The organism is Corynebacterium sp. HMSC05H05 (assembly GCF_001807265.1).
GTDB lineage: Bacteria > Actinomycetota > Actinomycetes > Mycobacteriales > Mycobacteriaceae > Corynebacterium.
Window position 1 is genome coordinate 15,112 of sequence record NZ_KV788411.1, and the last position, 22,420, is coordinate 37,531.

Genomic DNA, 22,420 nt, shown 5'->3' on the forward strand with positions numbered 1-22,420 from the left:
TGACCACGCGCCAAAACCACAAACCCTGGGATCGCGCGATGTTTGAGCATTCCAAGGGTTTGCCGAAATGTGGATCCCGGGACCGTGTTCCCCTCGCCTAGCGCCCCCAATCCACGGATCCAGCTATCAGCACCTCGATTTTCGCCCCCAGGAGCCGAATAGCTGGGTCCTTGTAGCTGGAAACTCGCGCGGGGGTGGGCGAAACCGCCAAAACAGCCCGAGAACCCCCGAACCCCCGGCCCGCCTACCGCGAGCGGGTGCGGGCGCGGTTCTTGATCACCTGCGTGAGTTCCTGGATCTCGTCGTAGGTGCCGCGGTTTTCCGTCATTTCCTTGCGGATCTTGCGGTCCGCGTACATGACGGTGGTGTGGTCCTTGCCGCCGAACTCGTCGCCGATCTTGGGCAGGGACAGCTCGGTCAGCTCGCGGCACAGGTACATCGCGATCTGGCGCGCGTGGGCGACCTGCCTGGTCTTTCCGGCGCCGGTGAGCTGTTCCTGGGAGACCTGGAAGTACTCGGCGGCGGCGTCCTTGATGCCGTCGGCGGTGATGTTGACGTCGCCTTCGTCGGGCAGGATGTCGCGCAGTGCGACCTGGGCGACTTCCATGGTGATCGGTTCGTTGATCAGCGACGAGTACGCCGAGACACGGATCAGCGCGCCTTCGAGTTCGCGGATGGAGGACTCGAATTGGGAGGCAATGAGCTCGAGCACGGCGTGGTCGACCTGGGTGCCGTCGGCCGCCGCCTTCTTCATCAGGATGGCGATGCGGGTTTCCAGGTCTGGCGGCTGCACGTCGGTGATTAGGCCGCTGATGAAGCGTGTCCTCAGCCGGTCCTCGAGTGTGGTCAGCTCCTTCGGCGGCCGGTCGGAGGACAGGATGATCTGCTTGTTTGCCTGGTGCAGCGCGTTGAAGGTGTGGAAGAACTCTTCCTGGGTTCCTTCTTTGCCTTCGAGGAACTGGATGTCGTCGACCATCAGGATGTCCAGGTTGCGGTAGCGCCGCTTGAAGGATTCTTGGCGGTCGTCGCGCACGGAGTTGATGTAGTCGTTGGTGAATTCTTCGGAGGAGACGTATTTGATGCGCAGGCCCGGCTGCAGCACGCGCGCGTAGTTGCCGGCGGCGTGCAGGAGGTGGGTTTTGCCCAGTCCGGATCCGCCCCAGATGAACAGGGGGTTGTAGGCCTTGGCGGGATTTTCGGCGACGGCGACGGCGGCGCCGTTGGCGAAGCGGTTGGACGAGCCGATGACGAAGTTTTCGAAGGTGTACTTCGGGTTCAGGCTGGCTTCGCGGTCCGGGTCGTGCGCGGGTTTCTCGCGGGGGATGCGGCGGTCCACGGTGGGGTGCGCATTTGCTTCTCGACGCCGCCCCGCCACCTGTGCAGCATGCATCTGCGCCAATTCGTCCAGTCCCATGGGGATCTGCTCCCCCGGCGCCGGCGCTTCGGCGTGGGATTGGGTGGGCTGCCAGCTCGGCTCCGGCGACGGTGCCGGCGGCTGAACAGGCTGAACAGGCTGGGGCTGAGGTTCGGGCTTGGGCGCAGGTTCCGGCTCGGGTGCGGCCACGGACACGGCCAGGGCGTAGGGCTGGCCGGTGTGGGAGGACAGCAGTGCCGTGATGTGGGGAGCCAGGGACTCCTCAATGACATTTTTGGCGGCTTGGTGGGGTGCGGAGAGTAGGGCGTAGCCGTCGACAAGCACGACCGGCTTCATCAGCCGCAGGTAGGCGCGCTGCTGGGGGGTAAGCGTGGGTACGGACGAGGTGGCCTGCTCCGAGAGGCGCAGCAGCTCGTCGACGACGCCGCGCCACAGGTCCTCGAGGTGTTGGTCCGCCAACGTCGTCTCCAGTCTGTTCCTGTCTACACGTGCAATTCACAACTTCGCTCGCCCGCTCGGCGCGCTGCCACCTGCTGTTCCACAGAGTTATCCACAGGTGTGGATACTCTAGCAGTGGCGGTTGTCCACAAGGCTTGCACGCCCTGTGGATAACTTAGTGTGAAGTTGTGCAGGTCTGTGACCTGCCTAAACAAGACGTTTTGGGTGAAAGTCTCAACCGGTACTTCACAGTTATCCACAGGCCTGTGCATCCCCAGGCTGTGCGATTGTGGTGATTGCTTCATTGTTACCCGCTCCGACCTTGGGCTGTCGAAACTTCGCCCGGGCCGGTTTTTGTGGATAACTTGACGCGTCGAACAGCTGTCCACATCCTGTCAGCGCCCTCGCAGGGTGCGGGGAGGATTTCCCGCCCCACCTGCGAAAAAACACACCGTTGTAATTACGGGGGTACCCGATTGCCCCTGGAGAAATTGCCGCGTGTTGATTTGGCCGGGGCGCACAAATTCGCGTAGTCTTAAGCCCGTCTTTACGTCGGTTGCACCGGCGTACATCTGAGAGCACCGCCCCCGCCGGGCACCGGGCCGCTTGATCAAGGCGAGCTGGCGAAGGCGCTGCACGCGAACTGCGCTCCACATCCGGAGCCGAACCGCAATCTCAACGCAACGTTTCACATTTGGAACGGCCACTTCCCCGGGAGGCTTAGACGAGCCGTCGGCTGTTCATGACCGCACAAGGAGTCCACCGTGTCTAAGCGGACTTTCCAGCCGAACAACCGTCGTCGCGCACGCAAGCACGGCTTCCGTGCCCGTATGCAGACCCGCGCCGGCCGCGCCATCGTTTCCGCGCGCCGCAAGAAGGGCCGCGCAAAGCTGACGGCATAGCTTAAAACCCGCGCGTGTTACCCCGCCCGCACAAACTTTCTTCCTCCGCAGACTTCAAAGCTGCGATGAGGAAGGGTGTGCGCGCGGGGTCTCGCACGTTAATGGTGCATCTGCACCAGCGGAAAGACCCTGTCATCCAGGGCGGGCCGCGCTTCGGGCTAGTGGTGTCGAAGCAGGTGGGCAACGCCGTGACGCGCCATGCCGTGTCGCGGAAGTTGCGGAATGTGGTGGTGCAGCGGGAGCTCGTCGATAAGCTTGGGCGCTCCTTCGATGTTGTGATCCGCGCCCTGCCGCCCGCCGCCGCCGCAACGAGCGACGAGCTCGCGCGGGATTTGGAAAAGGCCCTGGAAAAAGCGCTGCACAAAGCGCAAAAGAAGCGATAATGGCTTACTTCAACTTCGCCGGCGGTGAAATCCCCGCCGCGAAGGGGCCGGCCGCGAAAGCGCTGGTGGCGCTGATTCGCGGTTACCAAAAGTACATCTCACCCCTTAAGATGGGCGGGACGTGCCGTTTTATGCCAGTATGCAGTGCGTATGCGCTCGAAGCCGTGTCACGCCACGGAGCGGTGCGCGGCGGCGCAATGGCCGCGGCCAGGCTGTGCAAATGCGGGCCCTGGCACCCCGGCGGCTACGACCCAGTGCCGGGCAGCATTGAAATGAGTGAGGAGTAACACCGAAACGTGCTGAATTTCATCTATTGGCCGATTTCCTGGGTGCTGAGGTTCTGGCACGAGGTTCTCGGCTTTGTCATCCCCAAGGATTCGGGCATCTCCTGGATTCTGGCCATCGTTTTGCTCACCTGCACGGTGCGCCTGCTGCTGCTGAAGCCGATGGTCAACCAGATGCGCTCCATGCGCAAGATGCAGGAGATGCAGCCGCGGATGCAGGAAATCCGCGAGAAGTACAAGGGCGACCAGCAGAAGATCGCCGAAGAGACGCAGAAGCTCTACCGCGAAAACGGCACCAACCCGCTGTCGTCCTGCATCGTGCCGATCGTGCAGCTGCCCATCTTCATCGGCCTGCTGCACGTGCTGCGCTCCTTCAACCGCACCAGTGAGCTGGGCATGTCCGTGGAGGAGAACCGCTCCACCGCGAATTACGCCTTCCCGGCGGAAGACGTGCAGTCCTTCCTGGACGCAGACTTCTTCGGCGTGCCGCTGTCCGCGTACATGTCCATGCCGCAGGAGGCCTTCGCCGCGTTCGGCAACGTGGACCTGACCCGCGCGCAGATCATCGCCGTGTGCCTGCCGCTGGTTGTGCTGTGTGCGGCGTTTACCCACCTCAACGCCCGCATCATGGTCAAGCGCCAGGAGGCCCGCAAGGCCGCTGGCAAGGGCCCGAAGCCGCAGGGCGAGATGGCCGAGATGATGCAGAACCAGATGGGTCTGATGAACAAGATGATGATGTGGTTCTTCCCCGTCATGATTCTTGCCACCGGCGTGATCTGGCACATCGGCCTGCTGTTCTACATGCTCACAAACAACCTGTGGACGTTCTTCCAGACCATGTGGCTGAACAACAAGATGGACAAAGAAGAGGCCGCCGAGGAGGCGCGCAAGGTGGAGCTCAAGCGCACCACCGCCCCCGCCCCGGGCGCGCGCACCAAGGACCGCCGCACCAAGAAGCAGCGGAAGCAAGGTAAGTAGCAGTCGCTTATCGACGCATGTCCCGGCCCGTTTTCGGCCGGGACTTTTTCATGTCGGCGGGCCGACTACAGTGTTGTGCATGTCGGATACCTCCCCTGCAGCCGCAGCCCAAGTTTTCGGAGAACGCCTCGGATTGGCAGAGGCCTACCACCGCTCGCTGGCCACCACGGCCGCCGAGCGCGGCTTCATCGGGCCCAAAGAGGTGGACCGCCTGTGGGAGCGCCACATCCTCAACTGCGCCGTGATCGCGGAGGCGTTCGAGCCCGGGCTGAAGGTCGCGGACATCGGTTCCGGTGCGGGCCTTCCCGGTATCCCGCTGGCGATCGCGCGGCCGGACCTGTCCATCACGCTGATTGAGCCGCTGCTGAAGCGCTCCACCTACCTGGGCGAGGTTGTTTCCGAGCTGGGCCTGGACAACGTCACCGTGGTGCGCGGCCGTGCCGAGGAGCAGCCCAAGGCGGAGTTCGACGCCGTCACCTCCCGCGCCGTCGCCCCGCTGGGTAAGCTCGCCGGGTGGTCCATTCCGCTGCTGCAGGGCGGCGGGCACATGATTGCGATGAAGGGCGAATCCGTGGCTGAGGAACTCGAGCGCGACGCCAAGGCCATTACGAAGGCCGGCGGCGGCGAGGCGGAGATCTTCACCGTGGGCGAATCCGTGCTGGACCAGCCCACCACGTTGATCCGTATCCAGCGCAGAAAGAAGGGGGCGTAGATGGAAGACTACGACGAGACTCCTGTGATGGAGGCGGCGATGCGCGCGGCGCGGGTGACGTCGAGAAGCGAAGCGCTGCCGAAGCCGGACCAGCCGCGCGTGATCACCGTGGCCAACCAGAAGGGCGGCGTGGGCAAGACCACCACCAGCGTGAACCTGGCGGCCGGCCTGAGCAAGCAGGGCCTGAAGGTGCTGGTGATTGACCTGGATCCGCAGGGCAACGCCTCGACCGCGCTCGGTGCGGAGCACACCTCCGGCACCACGTCGAGCTACGAGCTGCTCATCGGCGAGGCCGAGGCCTCCGACGCCGTGCAGCCTCACCCGGAGAATCCGAACCTGTTCTGCATCCCCGCCACCATCGACCTGGCCGGCGCGGAGATCGAGCTGGTGTCAATGGTGCGGCGCGAGTACCGCCTGCACGACCAGATCCGCCGCGGATTCTTGGACGAGCACGGCTTCGACTACGTGTTCATCGACTGCCCGCCGTCGCTCGGCCTACTCACCATCAACGCGATGACCGCGGTGGACGAGGTGCTCATCCCCATCCAGTGCGAGTACTACGCGCTCGAGGGCGTGGGCCAGCTGTTGGGCAACATCGGTATGATCCGTGAGCACCTGAACAACAACCTGCACATCTCCGCGATCGTGCTGACCATGTACGACGCCCGCACCCGCCTCGCCGCCGACGTGGCTGACGAGGTGCGCGGCCAGTTCGGCCAAGTGGTGCTGAACAACGTCATCCCCCGCTCCGTGAAGGTCTCCGAGGCACCCGGCTACGGCCAAACCGTCATCGACTACGACCCCGGATCCCGCGGCGCGCTGGCCTACTTCGACGCGGCGAAGGAGCTGGCCACCCGCGGCGACTACCAGCCGCACCCCACCACCGGCCCGATCGGCGTGAGCCCCGAGGTCTACAACCAGCTCGAGGAGGAGTAATCAATGGCAGAACGCAAGGGCGGCCTCGGCCGCGGACTGGCGGCGCTCATCCCGTCGGCGCCGTCGGACATCGACAAAAACGGCAAAACCCCGGGCATCGGCGGCAGCGCCTCGGACGTGATTTTCGGGAAGCAAGCACCCAAGCCTGACGACGCACCAAAGGGTGCCCCCAAAAAAGTCCAGGGTGCCCCGACAGTGTCCGCCAAGCGCGACAAGGTGATCCAGCCCGTGCCGGTGGGCGCGCGCTACCAGGAGATCCCGGTCGGCCAGATCATCCCCAACCCGAAGCAGCCGCGCCAGGTCTTCGACGAGGACGAGCTGGCCGAGCTGGTCCACTCCATCCGCGAGTTCGGCCTGCTCCAGCCCATCGTCGTGCGCGACACGCCTGAGGGCTTCGAGCTGATCATGGGCGAGCGGCGCTGGCGTGCCTCCTCCAAGGCCGGCCTGAAGCAGATCCCGGCGATCGTGCGCGAAACCTCCGACGAGGACATGCTGCGCGACGCGCTGTTGGAGAACATCCACCGCGTCCAGCTCAACCCGCTCGAAGAGGCGGCCGCCTACCAGCAGCTCCTCGACGAGTTCGGCGTGACCCAGGAGCAGCTCGCCGACCGCCTGGGCCGCTCGCGTCCCGTGATCACCAACGCAATCCGCCTGCTCAACCTGCCCGTGGGCGTGCAACGGCGCGTCGCCGCCGGCGTGCTTTCCGCAGGTCACGCCCGTGCGCTGTTGGGCGTCAAGCTGGGCAACGACACCGCCGACGCCCAAGCCAAACTCGCCGACCGCATCATCGCCGAGGGCCTTTCCGTCCGCGCGACGGAAGAGGCCGTGTCCTTGATCAATTCAAACGGCAAGGTGCCGGACAAGCCGAAGCGCCAGCCCGCTCCGCAGCCGGAGTACCTCACCCGCGCCGCCGATTCGCTCGCCGATATTTGGGACACCAAGGTGTCGGTGACCATGGGCAAGCGCAAGGGCAAGATCGTGGTCGAGTTCGGCGACAAGGACGACTTTGAGCGCATCATGGGGCTCATCCAGGGCACCGACTAGGCGTGCTTTTCCTCCCGCAGCAGCTCCTTGAAGGAGTAGGTGCCGGTGGGCCGGTTGTCGTGGTCGAGTAGATAGAGGCGCTTCACCGCCACCACGACGGCTTCGGCGATGGCGTCGCGCTCGTTGGGGTCGGTGAGGATGGCCAAGTCGCCCGGGTTGGTCAGGTAGCCGGCCACCAGCTCCACCGACGGCATCCGGGTCATGCGCAGCATCTCCCAGGTGCGGGCGTGGTTGCGGCAGTTCTGCAGCTGGGTGCGGGCGGCGACCTCTCGCTGGATGTAGCCGGACAGCGTCTCCCCGGTCAGCGACGAACTGCCCTTTTCGGACCCGAAGTAGAAGGTGGCCACGCCGTTGGCCTTCTCGTTCGGGTAGGAGTCCAGGCGCAGGGAGATGAGCAGGTCCGCCTTGAACCCGTTGGCCAGGTCGGCGCGCTGCTGGTTGGAGGGGTTGTCGCCGCGCGGGCGAGACAGGATGGTTTCCATGCCGGCGGCGACCATGCGGCCCTCAATACGCTGGGCCAAATCCCACAGGATCTCTTCCTCGGTGATGGGGCCGTACGGGCCGTCCACGACCAGGCCGCGGTCGGTGCCACCCAAGTCCGGGTCGATGACCACGCGCTTGCCGGTCAGGTTGGGGCCGGCCTGGCGCACGGTTTCGCGCTCGCGAATGGCCTGCGCGGAGCCGCCGGTGATGCGCCGGCCTAGCAGCGACAGGGCGTGCAGCGTGTCGGGGCCGCACACGCCGTCGTCCTCCAGACCGGAGTTGAGCTGGTAGTTCATCAGCGACTCGTAGGTGCGCGGCCCGAACCGGCCGTCCACGCGGTGCGGGTAGAACCCCAGCTCGTGGAGCTGGGACTGCAGCTGCCGGACGTCGTCGCCGACCATCTCTTGGCCGGGCTGGTAGCTCAGCACGCGTGCGCCGAGGGTGTAGGACGCCTCGCGCAGTTCACGCAGCGTCGCCGAATCGATGGTCCCGGTGGGCACGATGCCGCGGGATTGTTGGAAGGCTTTGACGGCTTCGCACAGGATGTCGTCGTAAAGCATCTCGCCCTCGGTGAAGCGGCGGGTGGAGTCGATCTCGCCCTCGTAGCCGTCTATCAGGCCCAGGCGGGCTAAGGACATCCGGACCTCGGCGACCCGTGTGCTGGAGTCGCCAACGCGCAAAATGTCTTGCATGCGGGCCTTTCTATTCGGATGGACAGGGAGTTCAGTCTACGCGCCGCTAGAGCTGCGCCTGAATCTTGGAGACGATCTCGGACTTCGGGCGCAGGCCGACGAACTCGTCGACCTTCTTGCCGCCCTTGAACAACAGGACGGTGGGGATGGACATGACCTGGAACATGGCGCCGAGCGCGCGCTCGTTGTCCACGTTGACCTTGGCTACCTTGACTTGGCCGTCCATCTCGTCGGCGATCTCGTCGAGCAGCGGGGAGAGCTTGCGGCAGGGGCCGCACCACTCCGCCCAGAAGTCCACGAGCACCGGGGTGTCCGACTCGATGACCTCGTTTTTAAAGGTTGCTTGGGTCACATCAACTGGTGCGTTCATGCCGACAGTCTACAGCGCCGCCAGGTAGTGCTGTGCGTCCAGCGCGGCGCGGCAGCCGGCGCCCGCGGCGGTGATGGCTTGGCGGTAGGTTTTGTCCACCAGGTCGCCGCACGCGAACACGCCTTCAACGCTCGTGCTTGTCGACGGCTCCGCCACCTCAACGTAACCCCCCTCGTCCACGGCCACCTGGCCCTCCAGGAAGCCGGAGCGCGGGTCGTGGCCGATGGCGACGAACAGCGCGGTGGCGTCCAGCACGCTCTCCTCGCCGGTGACGACGTTGCGGATGTTCAGCCCGCCGACCTTGCCGTCTGCCTCCACCACGGAGTCCACGACGGTGTTGGTGAGGAACTCGATCTTCTCGTTCTCCCGGGCGCGCTCGAGCATGATCTTGGAGGCGCGGAAGTTCTCCGAGCGGTGGATGAGGGTGACCTTGGAGCCGAACTTGGTCAGGAAGGTCGCCTCCTCCATGGCGGAGTCGCCGCCGCCGACGACGGCGATGTGCTGGTCCTTGAAGAAGAAGCCGTCGCAGGTCGCGCAGGTGGACACCCCGCGGCCGGTCAGCTCCGCCTCGCCCGGGATGCCCAGGTGGCGCGGTGCGGCGCCGGTGGCGAGGATGACGGCGCGGGCCTGGAAGACCTCGTCGTCCACGACGACCTTCTTGATGTCGCCGGAAAAGTCCACGGAATCCACCAGCTCCTGGCGCAGGTCCGCGCCGAACTTCTCGGCCTGGGCGCGCATGTTCGCCATGAGGTCCGGGCCCATGATGCCGTCTTCGAAGCCGGGGAAGTTTTCCACCTCGGTGGTGTTCATCAGCTCGCCGCCGTACTCGTAGCCCTCGAACAAGAGCGGTTTCAGCTCGGCGCGGGCGGCGTAGAGGGCGGCGGTGTAGCCGGAGGGCCCGGAGCCGACGATGATCAGGTCGTGCACCTCGTCGGTGCTGGTGGTGGCGGCTGCGGCAGCGGGTGCCGCATCAGTTTGCGGGGTGACAAAGTTGAAGCCGGGGGAAGTCATGGTTGCAGATCTTAGCGCGCCGGCGCCGCCTCCCCTATCGCCGCGGCGATGGCCTCGCGCGCCCGGTAGCGGCGCGACTTCACGGTGCCCGGTTGTACCCCGAGTTCGGCCGCGGCGTCGCCGACGCTCATGCCCGCGACGTCGATGAGCCAGAGGGCTTTGCGCTGCGCCTGCGGCAGCACCGCCAGTGCCTGGCGCATGGCCATGGTGCGCTCCATGTTCTCCATCGGGTTGTAGGCGAGGTACTTGTTCGCGTCGATGTCGACGGTGTCGTTGTCGTCCAAGCTGTACTGCGCGCCGGCGCGGCCGTCCTTGCGCTGGTGGTCTATCGCCGCGTTGATGGTCATGCGGTGCAGCCACGTGGACAGCTTCGCTTCCCCGCGGTAGGTGTGCATGCTGCGCGCCGCTTTGAACAGGGCGTCTTGGACGATGTCCTGGGCGTCTTGCTCGTTGCGCGCGAAGTTGCGGGCCGCGAAGTACATGCGCTTGCGGTGGCGCCGCACGATGAGCGCGAAGGCCTGCCGGTCCCCTCCCAGGTAGTTCGCCACCAGCTGTCTGTCGTTGATGTAGTCCATTGTCCCCCCAAAAATTCAGTTGTCCCCACTATGCCCCGGCCCAGGGGCCCTGCCCAGGGCCGGGTGCGCATTTCAGTGGACAACCACGTGGCCCACCAGCGAGACGTTCTTCACATCCGTCTCACCGGCGACCTTCAGCACCACACGCAACAGCGGTTCGTTGGTCTCCACGTCGGCGCTGATCTGGCCGCCCCGCAGCTTGCCCTCTGCGATGACGGGCGGGTGCGCGGTCTCCTGCTCTGCTGGCACGCCGTAGAGGGTGTAGTTGGCGGAACCGGAGGCGTCGATAAGCACTTGCTCAAGCGTGAACGCCGAGCCGTCCTCGGGGGTGAACTGCACGGAGCTGTCGTCCAGGACCTCCATGGTCAGCGGGCCGATCACCACCGGCATGTCCGCGTCGCGAGTGGTGGTCGTGGGCGCGGCCGACGGGCGGTCCACCACGTTCTCACCGGAGACGAAGTCCACCAGGTAGGTGGTGAGCACGCCCACCAGCGCCGCCGCGATCACGGCGGCGAAGGTGAGCAGGCCGATGGTCACCGGGCCCATGGTGCGTCCGCCGAAGCCGCCGCGCAGCTCGTCGGGGTCCTCCACGTGCTCGACAACCGGCTCGACCGGCTCGTAGATCTCCACCACCGGGATCTCGTCCGTCGGCGCGTCCTCGTTGGGCACCGGCAGGTTCGCCGCCTCAAACAGGGCGCGCTCGATGTCGCGGAAGGCGGCCTGGTCCACCGCGTCCGCGTCCACGAGCGCGCGGGTGCGGGCGGTGACGTCGTCCAGGTCGTCGGAGCTGACGTTGCTGGTCAAAAGCGTCAGCGCGGAGGCGAAGGACTCCGCGTCCGTGGCCGGGGTGGCGTCCGGGAGCACCACCGGGAACGCCAGACGGACGTGCCCCTCGTGGTCGATGCGCAGTTGCTGGCGGTTGTCCAGCCCCAGCGGGACCTCCGCCTCGTGCGCCGCCGCCATCGCGCCGGCCAGGGGTGCCAGCGCGTTGGCCACGGCCTCGGTGTGCAACGTCTGACCGGACTCCGCGACGGCCTTGACCGAAGAGCCCTCGACCCAGTCCGCCACCACCAGGGCGCCGGAGCGGTAGGACAGGATCTCAATGTTTTCCGCCACTGCCGGCAGCTCCAGCTTGGCCAGCTTGCGGGTGCGCCGCGCCACGCCGGCGGCCTTCAGCGCCGCCTCGCGCGGGGTGGCCGGGGCCATCGGCGCGGAGCCCGTGGTGTCCACGAACGTCAGCGCCACGTTGCGGCCGGTGGCCACCTCACGCGCCTGCCAGAAGCGTGCGCCGGTGCTGGCGCCGTGGTCGCGGATCAGGCGGAAGCGACCGTCGGACACGCCCGCGCCCGGCACCAGGCGCGGCCCGCGGACCACACCGGCAGACATCGGTGGCGGCACCGGGGAGGCGTTGAAGGTGTCGGCGGCGAGGAACTGGTTGGACACGTCCCGGGGGTCCACCTCGCCCACCTCGAGCGCACGGTCCTCGTCCGGGCGGATGAAGCGGCTTAAGCCCGGGATGCGTTGCAGGGCGCGGCCCAGGTTCTGCACCTCGGGCAGCTTGGAGCGGGACAGCACCAGGCCGGTGACCACCAAAAACAGCACGCCGAGCATGGCCACCTCGATCAGGTTGCCCAGGCTGGGGGCACCGATGAGGCGTCCGATGGCTTCTGGCAGGTGCAGGCCGGCGACGTCGCGAAGCAGCCAGCGCACACCGAAGATCACCGCAACACCTACAAGTGCCGCAGCCACTGCCCAGATGGAGGTGCGCAGCACGTCGCTGGAGCGCAGGGTGCCCAGCTTGCGGCGCAGAAGCAGCGCGCCGATGAGCGCGCCGGCGACGAAGCCGAAGCCGTTGGCGGCGCCGAGCAGCACCACCACGTGGCTGGGGTCCTGCGCGATGTACGGCGCGAGCGCGGACAGCAGGATCTTCGTGCCGGTGATGCCGGCGATGATGAACGTGGGCGTCCACGCTTCCTCGCGGGCGTAGAACACGCGCAGGTGCAGCATCACCAGCGCGTACGGGATCAGGGTGAACGAGGACGCGGAGATGGTCAGGCCCAGCAGGTGCGCGGCCTGGGGGCTGAACGAGCCGTAGGCGAACAGGGCGTGGGCGATGTCGGGGCCCAGCGCCGTCATGAAGATGATGATGGGGATCAGCGCGATGAACGTCAGCTTCGTGCCCATGGTCAGGTCCGCCACCACGGCAGCGTCGTCGCCGTCCGCGGCGTTGCGGGACATGCGCGGCATGATCGCGGTGAGCAGTGTGACGCCGATGATGCCGTACGGCATCTGCAGCAGCATCCAGTGCTGCTGGTAGATAAACTGCGCCGCCGCGTCCGCGTCGAACGCGATGCGGCTGGTGATGACGTAGCCGAACTGGCTGATCGCCACGTAGGTGATGATCGCAAGCGCCATGCCGCCGAACTGCTTGAGGCGCTCGTCGATGCCCCACAGCGGCCGCAGGTCGATGCCGAGCTTGCGCAGCGCGGGCAGCATGATCAGGCACTGCACCACCACACCAGCCGTGGTGCCAAGGCCCAGCAGGAGCACGTGCGGATTGCTTATCGACGTCGGTGCGGCCGGGTTCAGCTGCCCCGGCAGCGCCATGTACGCCACGAGCACGGCGATGGAGACGACGTTGTTGGCCACCGGAGCCCAGGCGCCGGGCCGGAAGTGCTCCTTCGTGTTCAGGATGGCCATGAACAGGGAGAACATGCCGTAGAAGAAGATCTGCGGCAGCACCAAGAACGCGAACGAGGTGGTTTGGACGAGGTTGCCTTGGGAGTCCTCGTCCATCATCATCCTGGTCAACAGCGGCGCTGCCGCCACGGCGACGACGGTGACCACCGTCATCAGCGTCAGGGTCAGCGTGAACAGGCGGCGGATGAACGCCGCGCCGTGGTCCGCGTCCTCCTTCTCCGCGCGCACCAAGACCGGCACCACCAGGGCGGTGAGCACGGAGCCGAGCACGATCTCCGTGATCAGGTTGGGAAGCGTGTTGGCGGTGTTGAAGGACGCCGCCACGACCTCGCCGAGCGCCGCGCCAATGAGTACGGTGCGGATGAAACCGGTGATGCGGGAGATCAGGGTTGCCACGGCCATGGAGCCGGTGGCGCGCACGACCTTCTCCCCTCCCTCGGCGGGCTCCTCCTCGGCTGCCTGCGGCTCGGCGACAGCGACCGCCGCTGTGCCTGCCGCTACCGTGTCGGCGGTCTGCGGCGGGGCGATGGTCTCGCCCTTGGGGCTGGTGGTCAGCAGCGACTTATCCGGCGCGCCGTCCTCGAGCTCCTCGCGCGCCGGTTTGGTTTCGCGCGGCGCCGGCACCGGCGCTGGCGGCGCTGGCGTGACAATGCGCCGACGCAGTCCCTGTTCCGTCACTTGGTTCTCCGATTCTTACGTCTGCTGGCTTCTGGTTCTGGGTCGCTGTCTTTCGGCGGGCTGCCCCGCGCGCCGCGCAGCGCGATCACCACCAGCAGCCCAGCCAGCACCAGCGCTGCGACGGCCAACCAGCGCCCCACCGTGAACCGCGTGGTGCGCACGGCGATGTCCACCGGCTGCGAGATCGGCTGCCCGTTCGAGCTGGCCAGGTACAGGTTCAGGTCTGTGCTGCGGGACGTTTCCGGCAGGTCCGCGGTCATCTGCACCGTGACCGAACCGCGGGCCGGGATGCGCAGCACCCCGGGCACGTGCAGGCGGGCGTCCGCCGGCCCGGAGAAGTTGATGGAAGTCTCCACCGGCAGCGGCAGCCCGTTGCGGGCCACGATCAAGAGTGGGCTGGAGTTGGAGGTGCGGGTGTAGACGTTGCCCGGCGGGATCAGGTCCACCGCGGAGCGCAGGTTCCCCAGCGCGGCGCGGGAGGCGCCGAGGCGCTCGCTGGTGGCCTCCACCGCGTCGCTGTAGCGCGATTTGGCGCGCCGCTCGCCGATGGACAGCGCCTGCAGCAGGTCCCGGCGCAGCGGCAGGGTGAACCCGTAGCGCGTCAGCGCAATGCCGGGGTCCGGCACCATCAGCCCGGTCAGGTCGTTGATGAACCCGGCCTGCTGGGTCACCTGCAGCACCTCCGCATCGGTGAACGCGGTGGGGTCCGTGTGCTCCCCCGGCTCACTCGCCGGCGCGACATCGGCCGGCGCTTCGAGGTAGGTGCCAAACGCCATGGGGTGCGCCGCGGCTCCGGTGACCAGCTCCGCCACGGTGCCCAGCACTGCGGCGGCGGTGTCCGCGTCCCAGTTCGTGGGCGGGGCGACCAGGATCGGCTCCGGCTGCTCCTCGGACTCTTCCGTCACCCAGGCTGACTGGGTGGCCAGGCGCACCGCGGCGGCGGCGTTGGTGTCGCGCGCGGCCTTGGAGTCCACGGCGTAGTTGTAGCGCAGGTTTTCCTCGGAGAAGCCGGTGGTCTCTGGGTCTACGCCGGTGGCGGCTAGCACGGTGGCCAGGGAGGACTGGTAGCCCACCGTCATCACACCGGGCGCGATCCAGCCGTAGTTCCTGCCTGGCGCGGCGGCCAGCACGCGCACGGGCTGCTGCGGCGCGGGTGCGGCTGCACCGGAAAGGTCCGCCATGTCTGCGCGCTCCAGGGCGCTTTCAGCCCCGTCGTGCTCTTCCTGCACGCCGGCCGCCTCCGCGCGCTCCCACGCGGCCTGCATGCCTTCGTCCATGACGGTGGAGCGTGAGTGGTCCGCCCAGCCCAGCGCCGGCGCGGTGCCGTCCTCGACGTATCCAGTGCCCGTGACCACGGTGTTGAGCGTGCCGGCGGTGCCCAGTACGCGCTGCAGCACGAACGGCCCGCGTTCCACGGCCTCGCGCATGAGCCACTTGTCGCCGGTGCGCGCCACGGCGTTCAAGTCCGCGTTCGCCCACGGCAGCGAGACCACGCAGCCGGTGGCGGCGATGTGGCGTACCTTGTCCAGCCACACCTTCGCGTCCTCCGCGCCAGTGCCGGGCTCGCCGTCGGGGGCGGCCTCCCCTCCCCAGGAGTCGCGCAGACGCTTCGGTTCCTCCACCACGGCGGGGCGTTCGTCGTCGACGGTGTAGCCGTGTTGCATGCGTTCCACGGTGTCCACCAGCGCCGGGTCCAGCGCCACGCAGGTGGCGTAGCCAACTTCCGGCGTTTGCGCCGCGTCGATGTACTGGTCCACCAGTTGGCTCAGCCGACCTTCGGGCGCGAGTTGCCCGGCCAGCGAGTCGTTCGCCAGCACCAGCGGCTGCGTTTCGGGCGCCTCGCCGGTCTCGCCGGGCAGGATGTCCACGGGCGCGGTCACCGGGTACAGCGCGGTCAGCTCTGCGGCACGGATGTCATCGCGCACGCCTCTGACACCCATATGGAAGCGGTCGGTGTCGAGGGGGGCACCGGAGGCGTCGAGAAGCTGCAGCATGATGGGGTACGTGCCCACATCCGGCAGGTCGAGGCCCAAGTCCATCTCGAGCTCCAGCGAGTCGCCGGGGGCCAATTGCCTATCGACGTCACGCGCGTCCCCCACCACCCCATACTCCTGCGGGCCAGCGATGGTGGCGTAGCGCTGCTCCATCACCGAGGCCACCGCCGAGGCGCGGCGCGGGACCACGCTCAAACCCTCGAGCGGGTCGTCGGAGTGGTTGGTCACGCGAAGTTTCACGTGAAACGGATCGTGCGCGGAGATGGCGTGCGGTGCCTCGAGGACCTCCACGCTCGCCTGCTCGCCCTCGGACGGGCGCACGGTCAGGTTCGCCCACTGCTCCGTCACCTCCGGGTTATCCGGCGCCAGGGGCACGGCGGGGGCGGCGAGCACGACGGCAGCCAGCGCGGCGTACCGGTTCATCGCGGAGTTGCCCTTCCGGCCTTCTTTTCCTTCCTGGCCAGATCCGGCATCCGGTCGTACGCGATGCGGGCGAGCTTGCGCTCATCGGCGTAGGCGAGGTGCTCCATCAGGTCGCTCATGGGCACCCACGCCACCTCAGTGACCTCCGGGTCTTCGTCGTTGAACACGCCGTCGACGTACCGCAGCAGGTTGTGGTGCACCGTCTTGTGGATGCGCACGCCGTCGGAGACGAACCAGTAGTCGATCGTGCCCAAGGTGTCGAAGGCCTCGCCGGTGATCCCGGTTTCCTCCCACACCTCGCGCTGCGCGGTGACCCACTGGTGCTCGCCGTTTTCCACGTGGCCCTTCGGCATGGACCACAGCAGCCGCCCGCGACGGTCCAGGCGCCCGATGAGCGCGACGTAAATGCGGCTCATGTCCACCTTGCCGTCCTTGCCCACGGCCTCAGCCATGCCGGAGACCACCAGGCCGCCAGCCGAGGTCTCGTCGCGCGTCTCTATGGACGAATCATGCCTGTTCTGGTACTGCGACCTGCGACGATTGTGCTGCTTGCGCCCGCCGCGGGAGTTCTTCCCGCGGCGGTTGTTCCGCTTCCGCTTCGGCTTGTCTCCCTGTTGCTGTTGCTGCTCGGCGGGTTTGCCCCCGCGCCGGCGCCGCGGCCGGCGCTTACCGCCGCCGGAGCCCCCCTTGCCGTTGGAGGGCCCCGGAACCGGGCGCTGGTTGTCACTCATTCGTGTCATGCTATCGGTCTTTCGGCCGGTTGTGGTACTTCCCGCGCGGGGGTGGCGGGTATCGTGTCCCGGGTGACGCAGAAGCTCTTCGATATGCCAGACCCGACCGACCCGCTTGCCGCCCCTGCGCTGATGGCGAGGGCGCAGGATGTCGTCGTCAAGCATGCTGCTCTGCTTGAGCCCCTCGCGCAACTGTTCGCAGGCCGCGGCGAGACCTTATATATGGTCGGCGGCTCGGTGCGCGACGCGATGCTCGGCCGCGGGGTGCACGACCTCGACTTCACCACCTCCGCGCGCCCCGAGGTGATCCAGGAGATCCTGGACGAATGGGGCGAGAAAGTGTGGGACACCGGCATCGAGTTCGGCACCGTCTCCGCCATCCGCCACGGCGAAACCGTGGAGATCACCACCTTCCGCTCCGACCTCTACGACGGCGTGACGCGCAACCCCGAGGTCACCTTCGGCGACACACTCGAGGGCGACCTCATCCGACGCGACTTCGCGTGCAACGCCATGGCCATTGAGCTTTCGCTTGACGACGAGCTCCGCCTCTCCCCCACCTTCCACGACCCCGTCGACGGGCTTTCGGACCTGGTGCAGCAGGTGCTGGACACGCCGCAGGAGCCCGAGGTGTCGTTCCGCGACGATCCCCTGCGCATGCTGCGCGCCGCCCGGTTCGTCTCCCAGTTGGGCTTCACCGTGGCAGACCGGGTGTTCAACGCGATGTGCGACATGGCCGGCGAGATCGAGCGCATCACCGCCGAGCGCGTGCAGGCGGAGTTGGACAAACTCATGCTCGGCGCGCGTCCCTGGGAGGGCATCGACCTGCTCGTGTCCACCGGTCTGGCTGGGTATATTTTGCCCGAGATCCCCGCGCTGCAGCTGGAGACCGACGAGCACATGCAGCACAAGGACGTCTACCGCCACTCCCTGACCGTGCTGCGCCAGGCCACCGAACTCGAGGACGAGGGCCCGGACCTGAAGCTGCGCTGGGCGGCGCTGATGCACGACATCGGCAAACCCGCCACCCGCGCGCCCAAGGAAGGCGGCGGCGTGACCTTCCACCACCACGAGGTGGTCGGCGCGAAGATGACCCGCAAGCGCCTAAAGGCCCTGAAGTACCCGAAGCACGTCATCTCGGATGTGGGCCAGCTCGTGTTCTTGCACATGCGCTTCCACGGCTTCGGCGAGGGCCAGTGGACCGACTCCGCCGTGCGCCGCTACGTCACCGATGCCGGCGAACTACTGCCCAAGCTGCACAAACTCGTGCGCGCCGACTCCACCACCCGCAACGCCAAGAAGGCCGCGCGCCTGCAGCGCACCTACGACCACCTGGAGGAGCGCATCGCCGATATCGCCGCGAAGGAGGACCTCGCGCGCGTGCGCCCGGACCTGGACGGCAACGAGATCATGCAGATCCTGGGGCTTGAACCCGGCCCGGAGGTGGGCAAGGCATGGAAGTATCTCAAGGAGCTGCGCCTGGAGCGCGGCGAACTGGACCACGACGAAGCCGTCGCAGAGCTGAAAGCCTGGTGGGAGAGGGAAAATGCCTGAGTATTTTTACGCAGACCGCCTGTTCAACGCACTGGAGCGGGTTGAACCAGAGCCGGGCATGCTGCTCGTCTCCGCGCCCGGCATGTTCTCCCTCGAGTTCGCCCGCACCGTGGTGCTGGTGCTGGAGCACGACGCGGACCACACCCTCGGCGTGGTGCTGAACCGCCGCAGCGAGGTCGCGGTCGCCAACGTGATGGACGCGGGCTGGGCCGAATTGGCCGCCAAGCCGCAGGCCGTGCACATCGGCGGGCCTGTCAGCCCCCAGTCTGCGGTGGGTTTGGGCGTGACTGCGGCCGGCGCGCCCGAGAACCCCTACCTCAACCGTCTGGCAAACCGCCTCGTGCTAGTGGACCTGAACGCCTCCCCCGTCGAGCTCGCCTCTGAGCTCGACGGCGTCCGCATCTTTGCCGGCTACGCCGAGTGGGCGCCGGGCCAACTTGACGACGAGATCCTGCGCGGCGACTGGTTTGTCACCCCCGCCCTGCCCAGCGACGTCGTCGCTCCCGCGGGTGCGGATCTGTGGGGTGACGTGATGCGTCGACAAGCAATGCCTTTGCCGCTCTTCGCCACTTTCCCTGCGAACCTCGAGGACAACTAGTGGCTGTTTCACGTGAAACATCCGCCGAAATTCGGCTGGGGCTTCGCGACATGTGGCTCGTCGCGCTCGGCCTGATCCCTCTCGGCCTGGCGTTCTGCTTACTGATGACCCAATCCGGTTTCGCCTGGTGGTGGACCCCAATTTTCTCCACGGTGATCTACGCCGGATCCATGGAGTTTCTGGCCATCGACATGGTGATCACCGGCGTCGGCCCCGTGACCAGCGCGATCACCGGTTTCATGGTGAACTTCCGCCACCTGTTTTACGGGCTGACGTACCCGCGCTCCGAGATCCGCCGGGGAGCGCCGTCCGCCTACGCCACCTACGCGCTCACCGACGAGGTCTACGCCATCACCTCCACCCTTCGCGGCCGCCCTTCAGACGCGCGCCTGCTGACGATCTCCGTGGTCTGCCAGATCGCATGGATCGCCTCCGGCATCGTCGGTGCCCTGGCGGGTGCCGTCATCCCCGAGGGCGTGGAGGGCTTCGACTTCGCGCTGACCGCACTGTTCGCCGTGCTGGCGTTCGAGGCGTTCCAGGCCAGCCGCGACCTCTCCGCGCCCCTGATCGCTGGCGGCCTCGCTCTGGCTGCCGCCGTGGTGCTGCCGGGTCAAGTGATCATCGTGGCGCTCGTGTCCTACTTCCTCGTCCTCCTGCTACGCTTCTGGGCGCCGCGTATCGACGACAAGCTGACCTGGCGGCTGCCATGACCGTGTCGACCATGGCCAACTACGGCCTTCCCGACGGCGTCTCGCTGCCCATGGTGGCCGCGGTGCTCATCCCCGTCGGCATCGTCACCGTGCTGCTGCGCGCACTCCCTTTCTCCATGCTGCGCGTGCTCAAGGGCAGCCCGTTCATCGAGTTCCTCGCCGTGCTCATGCCCGTCGGCGTGATGACAGTGCTGGTCGCCTACACCCTCGTCGGCCACGCCGGCTCCCCCGCCCACCTCGCATCCGCGCTCACCGCCCTGGTGGCCACCCTGCTGCTGCACTGGTGGAAGCGTCGCGCCGACGTGTCGATTTTCGCCGGCACCGCGCTCTACATGTTGCTGGTGAACGTGGTTTTTTAACTTGTGTGTTTCGGGTTTAGCTACAGGTGAATAGAAATCCGGGTCCCTGCGAAAGATGTGCTTCAATGACGGTAGTCAGGTAACTGGCACCATTCTGTAAGCTTCTACCTAGGAGATCCCCATGAAGCGCTTTACCGCAGCTGCCCTGGCCGCAGCCACCGCAATGTCCCTCGCTGTCGCTCCGGCACAGGCAGCCGATGACGTCGCCTACCTGCGAGGGCTGAACAAGCCGGGTGGGTCCTCTGCTGTGACCGATACTGAGCTTGCTGGCTACGCTGTCGCTGCTGGCCTCGTCGAGGGTCTCAACAAGGCGGATCTGACGAACAACCAGGGCCTCACTTCCTCCGTGCGTGACATGGTGGAGCGCGACGAGAAGAACAACACCAACAAGTTCAATGACGCTTCTAAGGGCGTGCTGAACAGCTCCCTGAAGAACGACGCGAACAATGGCTACAAGCTCGGTACCACCTTCGAGATTCTTCTCGGCACGGGTATTGCTGCTGTCCTCCTTGCTGCTCTGGGCGGCGCTGCATACGCAGGCGTGATCCCGGGTGTGCAGCTCCCGTTCTAAGCTTCAGCGCTTAGATCCAGAATCCGAACTCCTCTCCCCCTGCTCGGGAGGGGAGTTTCCGCGTTTCCGAAGAGGTGTATATCGTCACCGACCTTCCCAGCGTTACACTTTTCAAAACGTTTGAATACCTGCGGAAACATGTGTTTTACTGGCGCCTACCCGATTCCGGGTTGTTTAACGTCAGATTCGCACGAAGGAGTTTCCAATGAAGCGCATTACCGCAGCTGCCCTGGCCGCAACCACCGCCCTGTCCTTGGCGGCCGTCCCGGCACAGGCTGAGGAGGGCAACCAGAAGGACCTTTCCGACATCGTGAGCCCGGATCGCGCCTCCGACGTCACCGATGCCCACCTCGCTGTCGCCAAGGTGCAGGCCGAGGCCCGTGAGCTCCGCAACGAAGGTTCCGGCTACTCGGGCCCGTACAAGAGCTCGTCTGAGAAGAACCTGGTGCCGAAGAGCGCAAAGTCCTCCCTGAAGAACGATGTTGCACGCGGCTACAAGCTCGGCACCACCTACGACATCCTCGTTGGCACCGGCATCGCCGCAGGCGTCTTGGCACTCGTTGGCGCCGCCGCAGCCGCAGCGGGCAAGATCCCGGGTGTCCCGGGTGTGCCGGCCGTTGAGCAGTTCTTCTAGGCCTCACTAGTCGTTGAAGGACCAGTTGCACTCCTCCATGGTCCGCATGGTGTCGTTGCGCTGCGGCAGGGAGTAGTTCGTGGACACGAAGCGCGTCCCGTCGCGGTAGACGAAGTGGATGTCTGAATGCTCCTTCAACGTCTGCAGATACCCCTCCGTAACCAGGGAGTGGCAGGCGGAGCACAGCGGCAGGAGATTCTCCAGGTCGGTGAGACCGCCGCTGGCCCAGTCTTCGATGTGGTGGATCTCGATGAAGCGCGTGTGCGTGCACCCCGGTGCCGCGCACTGCCCGCCCCACATCGTCAGCAGCGCGTTGACCTGCCCGTTCGTTGCCAGGCGCTGTTTGCGTCCGGTGTTGAGGATGAGGCCGTCGGAGTTGACCGTCGATAGGCGTATGTCCGCATTAGCCAGCAAGCTTGCAATGGCTTTCGACGGCGCGCCCACGTTGTTGGGCATATACCCGCGACCGTCCGGAGTGGCCAGAATGTTCACGTGCGCACCCGGCGTGGTCAGCGTGTTTCGTGGCGTCGTGCGGGCCATGTGGACGATGCCCATCAGCGCCCGCAGCAGCATGCGTCCAATAGGCAGCCCATAGCCGGAAACCGTTTTGCGCGCGGGGCGGTTCTCCTCCACCTCCTCGGCGCGCTCGAGGGCGATGTCGATTTCCCCGTTGACCTCTGGGTCAAGGTCCTCGAGCACCTCGTCGAGGTTGCAGTAGGCGATTTCGCCGATTTTCAGCGCGGCGACGAAAGCGGCGCCGTCCGTGGCGTTCATATTGCCGTGGAACGCGATATCTCCGTTCTCGCGCTTGTGCAGGCTCAGGTAATACTGGGGGCTGTCGTCGCCCTCCCCGTCCTGCGGCTTCTTCCCCGCCAGCGCGCATTCGAGCTCGTGGTAACCCATCCCGAGGGCGAGATCCACCAGCTCACGCTCATTTTCGGGCGTCATGTACTTCAACAGCAGCCGCACCACCGAGTAGCTCAGTGCAGCGGCAGTGAAGTGTTTGTGTAGGTAACGGAAGGGCCGCAGGCGGTGCGCGACGCTGACGTACTCGTGGGCGGTTGAGGATGACACGCCCAGGCGGCGCATGAGGAAGTGCGCGGTGGTCGTGGAGCCACATTCGATAGCGAGTGCGAGCTCGTCGAACGTCTGGATTGCGGACAACAGCTCCGCTTTGCTTTGGGTCATTGCGCGGTGAGAGTCTTCGATTTGCTGGCTTAATGCGACGGCGATGGGGTTGGGTTCTGTGGCAACTGCGGCGGTCATGTCGGGCCCCCTTGAGGCG

At 66.4% G+C, this 22,420-nt stretch carries 22 protein-coding genes; 13 read left to right on the top strand and 9 right to left on the bottom strand.

Annotation, left to right across the window (positions count from 1 at the left end):
* Positions 1 to 244: 244 nt before the first annotated feature.
* On the bottom strand, positions 245 to 1,834 hold the full coding sequence (gene dnaA, locus HMPREF3151_RS09795) for a chromosomal replication initiator protein DnaA (RefSeq protein ID WP_070475393.1): 1,590 nt from the start codon (positions 1,832 to 1,834) through the stop codon (positions 245 to 247).
* Positions 1,835 to 2,577: 743 nt separating this feature from the next.
* On the opposite strand from dnaA, the gene rpmH reads away from it, so the two are divergent.
* The 7 genes from rpmH to HMPREF3151_RS09830 all read left to right on the top strand — a co-directional run bounded on the left by rpmH (position 2,578) and on the right by HMPREF3151_RS09830 (position 7,052).
* Positions 2,578 to 2,715, top strand: a complete 138-nt coding sequence (gene rpmH / locus HMPREF3151_RS09800) for a 50S ribosomal protein L34 (protein ID WP_034996682.1) — start codon at positions 2,578 to 2,580, stop codon at positions 2,713 to 2,715.
* Positions 2,716 to 2,729: 14 nt separating this feature from the next.
* Positions 2,730 to 3,098, top strand: coding sequence for a ribonuclease P protein component (rnpA, locus tag HMPREF3151_RS09805; protein WP_070475395.1), 369 nt, complete (start codon positions 2,730 to 2,732; stop codon positions 3,096 to 3,098).
* Entirely contained in the window at positions 3,098 to 3,385 is a 288-nt protein-coding gene (yidD, locus tag HMPREF3151_RS09810) for a membrane protein insertion efficiency factor YidD (RefSeq protein ID WP_083290295.1), read from the top strand. The genes rnpA and yidD overlap by 1 nt, the downstream gene beginning before the upstream one ends.
* 9 nt (positions 3,386 to 3,394) lie before the next feature.
* Entirely contained in the window at positions 3,395 to 4,360 is a 966-nt protein-coding gene (gene yidC, locus HMPREF3151_RS09815; protein ID WP_070475398.1) for a membrane protein insertase YidC, read from the top strand.
* Positions 4,361 to 4,439: 79 nt separating this feature from the next.
* Positions 4,440 to 5,072, top strand: a complete 633-nt coding sequence (gene rsmG, locus HMPREF3151_RS09820) for a 16S rRNA (guanine(527)-N(7))-methyltransferase RsmG (protein WP_070475400.1) — start codon at positions 4,440 to 4,442, stop codon at positions 5,070 to 5,072.
* Positions 5,073 to 6,008 carry a ParA family protein gene (locus tag HMPREF3151_RS09825; RefSeq protein ID WP_070475402.1) on the top strand — a complete coding sequence of 312 codons (936 nt, stop codon included), beginning with the start codon at positions 5,073 to 5,075 and terminating at the stop codon, positions 6,006 to 6,008.
* Between the two features lie 3 nt (positions 6,009 to 6,011).
* On the top strand, positions 6,012 to 7,052 hold the full coding sequence (locus HMPREF3151_RS09830; protein ID WP_070475403.1) for a ParB/RepB/Spo0J family partition protein: 1,041 nt from the start codon (positions 6,012 to 6,014) through the stop codon (positions 7,050 to 7,052).
* Here the strand turns inward: HMPREF3151_RS09830 and HMPREF3151_RS09835 are convergent.
* From HMPREF3151_RS09835 to HMPREF3151_RS12195, 7 genes are all read right to left on the bottom strand, one after another.
* Positions 7,049 to 8,227 (bottom strand): N-acetylmuramoyl-L-alanine amidase, encoded by a 1,179-nt coding sequence (locus HMPREF3151_RS09835; RefSeq protein ID WP_070475406.1) that lies wholly within the window; start codon positions 8,225 to 8,227, stop codon positions 7,049 to 7,051. The two genes, HMPREF3151_RS09830 and HMPREF3151_RS09835, sit on opposite strands and share 4 nt — an antisense overlap.
* Positions 8,228 to 8,273: 46 nt before the next feature.
* The gene (gene trxA, locus HMPREF3151_RS09840; RefSeq protein ID WP_070475407.1) at positions 8,274 to 8,597 is read right to left on the bottom strand and encodes a thioredoxin; all 324 of its coding nucleotides are present in this window, start codon (positions 8,595 to 8,597) and stop codon (positions 8,274 to 8,276) included.
* A gap of 9 nt (positions 8,598 to 8,606) precedes the next feature.
* Complete coding sequence (gene trxB / locus HMPREF3151_RS09845; RefSeq protein WP_083290296.1) at positions 8,607 to 9,608, bottom strand: thioredoxin-disulfide reductase; 1,002 nt, start codon at positions 9,606 to 9,608, stop codon at positions 8,607 to 8,609.
* A gap of 11 nt (positions 9,609 to 9,619) precedes the next feature.
* Positions 9,620 to 10,183, bottom strand: a complete 564-nt coding sequence (locus tag HMPREF3151_RS09850; RefSeq protein ID WP_070475409.1) for a sigma-70 family RNA polymerase sigma factor — start codon at positions 10,181 to 10,183, stop codon at positions 9,620 to 9,622.
* Between the two features lie 72 nt (positions 10,184 to 10,255).
* Positions 10,256 to 13,561 carry a murein biosynthesis integral membrane protein MurJ gene (locus tag HMPREF3151_RS09855; protein ID WP_070475411.1) on the bottom strand — a complete coding sequence of 1,102 codons (3,306 nt, stop codon included), beginning with the start codon at positions 13,559 to 13,561 and terminating at the stop codon, positions 10,256 to 10,258.
* Positions 13,558 to 15,978, bottom strand: coding sequence for a DUF6049 family protein (locus HMPREF3151_RS09860; protein WP_070475413.1), 2,421 nt, complete (start codon positions 15,976 to 15,978; stop codon positions 13,558 to 13,560). Before HMPREF3151_RS09860 ends, HMPREF3151_RS09855 begins: the two co-directional genes overlap by 4 nt.
* Entirely contained in the window at positions 15,975 to 16,874 is a 900-nt protein-coding gene (locus HMPREF3151_RS12195; RefSeq protein WP_246815252.1) for an NUDIX hydrolase, read from the bottom strand. The genes HMPREF3151_RS09860 and HMPREF3151_RS12195 overlap by 4 nt, the downstream gene beginning before the upstream one ends.
* Here HMPREF3151_RS12195 and HMPREF3151_RS09870 point away from each other — a divergent pair.
* From HMPREF3151_RS09870 to HMPREF3151_RS09895, 6 genes are all read left to right on the top strand, one after another.
* Entirely contained in the window at positions 16,842 to 18,263 is a 1,422-nt protein-coding gene (locus tag HMPREF3151_RS09870) for a CCA tRNA nucleotidyltransferase (RefSeq protein WP_371441217.1), read from the top strand. The genes HMPREF3151_RS12195 and HMPREF3151_RS09870 overlap by 33 nt on opposite strands.
* The gene (locus tag HMPREF3151_RS09875) at positions 18,256 to 18,861 is read left to right on the top strand and encodes a YqgE/AlgH family protein (RefSeq protein WP_070475417.1); all 606 of its coding nucleotides are present in this window, start codon (positions 18,256 to 18,258) and stop codon (positions 18,859 to 18,861) included. Before HMPREF3151_RS09870 ends, HMPREF3151_RS09875 begins: the two co-directional genes overlap by 8 nt.
* A gap of 50 nt (positions 18,862 to 18,911) precedes the next feature.
* A complete protein-coding gene (locus HMPREF3151_RS09880) occupies positions 18,912 to 19,571 on the top strand; it encodes an AzlC family ABC transporter permease (RefSeq protein WP_070475418.1) in 660 nt (219 codons plus the stop codon).
* Complete coding sequence (locus HMPREF3151_RS09885; RefSeq protein ID WP_070475420.1) at positions 19,568 to 19,930, top strand: branched-chain amino acid transporter permease; 363 nt, start codon at positions 19,568 to 19,570, stop codon at positions 19,928 to 19,930. Before HMPREF3151_RS09880 ends, HMPREF3151_RS09885 begins: the two co-directional genes overlap by 4 nt.
* Before the next feature lie 121 nt (positions 19,931 to 20,051).
* Positions 20,052 to 20,501: a hypothetical protein gene (locus tag HMPREF3151_RS09890; RefSeq protein ID WP_070475422.1), complete on the top strand. Its 450-nt coding sequence runs from the start codon at positions 20,052 to 20,054 to the stop codon at positions 20,499 to 20,501.
* Between the two features lie 205 nt (positions 20,502 to 20,706).
* Positions 20,707 to 21,135 carry a hypothetical protein gene (locus HMPREF3151_RS09895; protein WP_070475425.1) on the top strand — a complete coding sequence of 143 codons (429 nt, stop codon included), beginning with the start codon at positions 20,707 to 20,709 and terminating at the stop codon, positions 21,133 to 21,135.
* 6 nt (positions 21,136 to 21,141) lie between these two features.
* On the opposite strand, the gene HMPREF3151_RS09900 is transcribed toward HMPREF3151_RS09895, so the two are convergent.
* Entirely contained in the window at positions 21,142 to 22,401 is a 1,260-nt protein-coding gene (locus HMPREF3151_RS09900; protein ID WP_070475427.1) for an HNH endonuclease signature motif containing protein, read from the bottom strand.
* Positions 22,402 to 22,420: the final 19 nt, after the last annotated feature.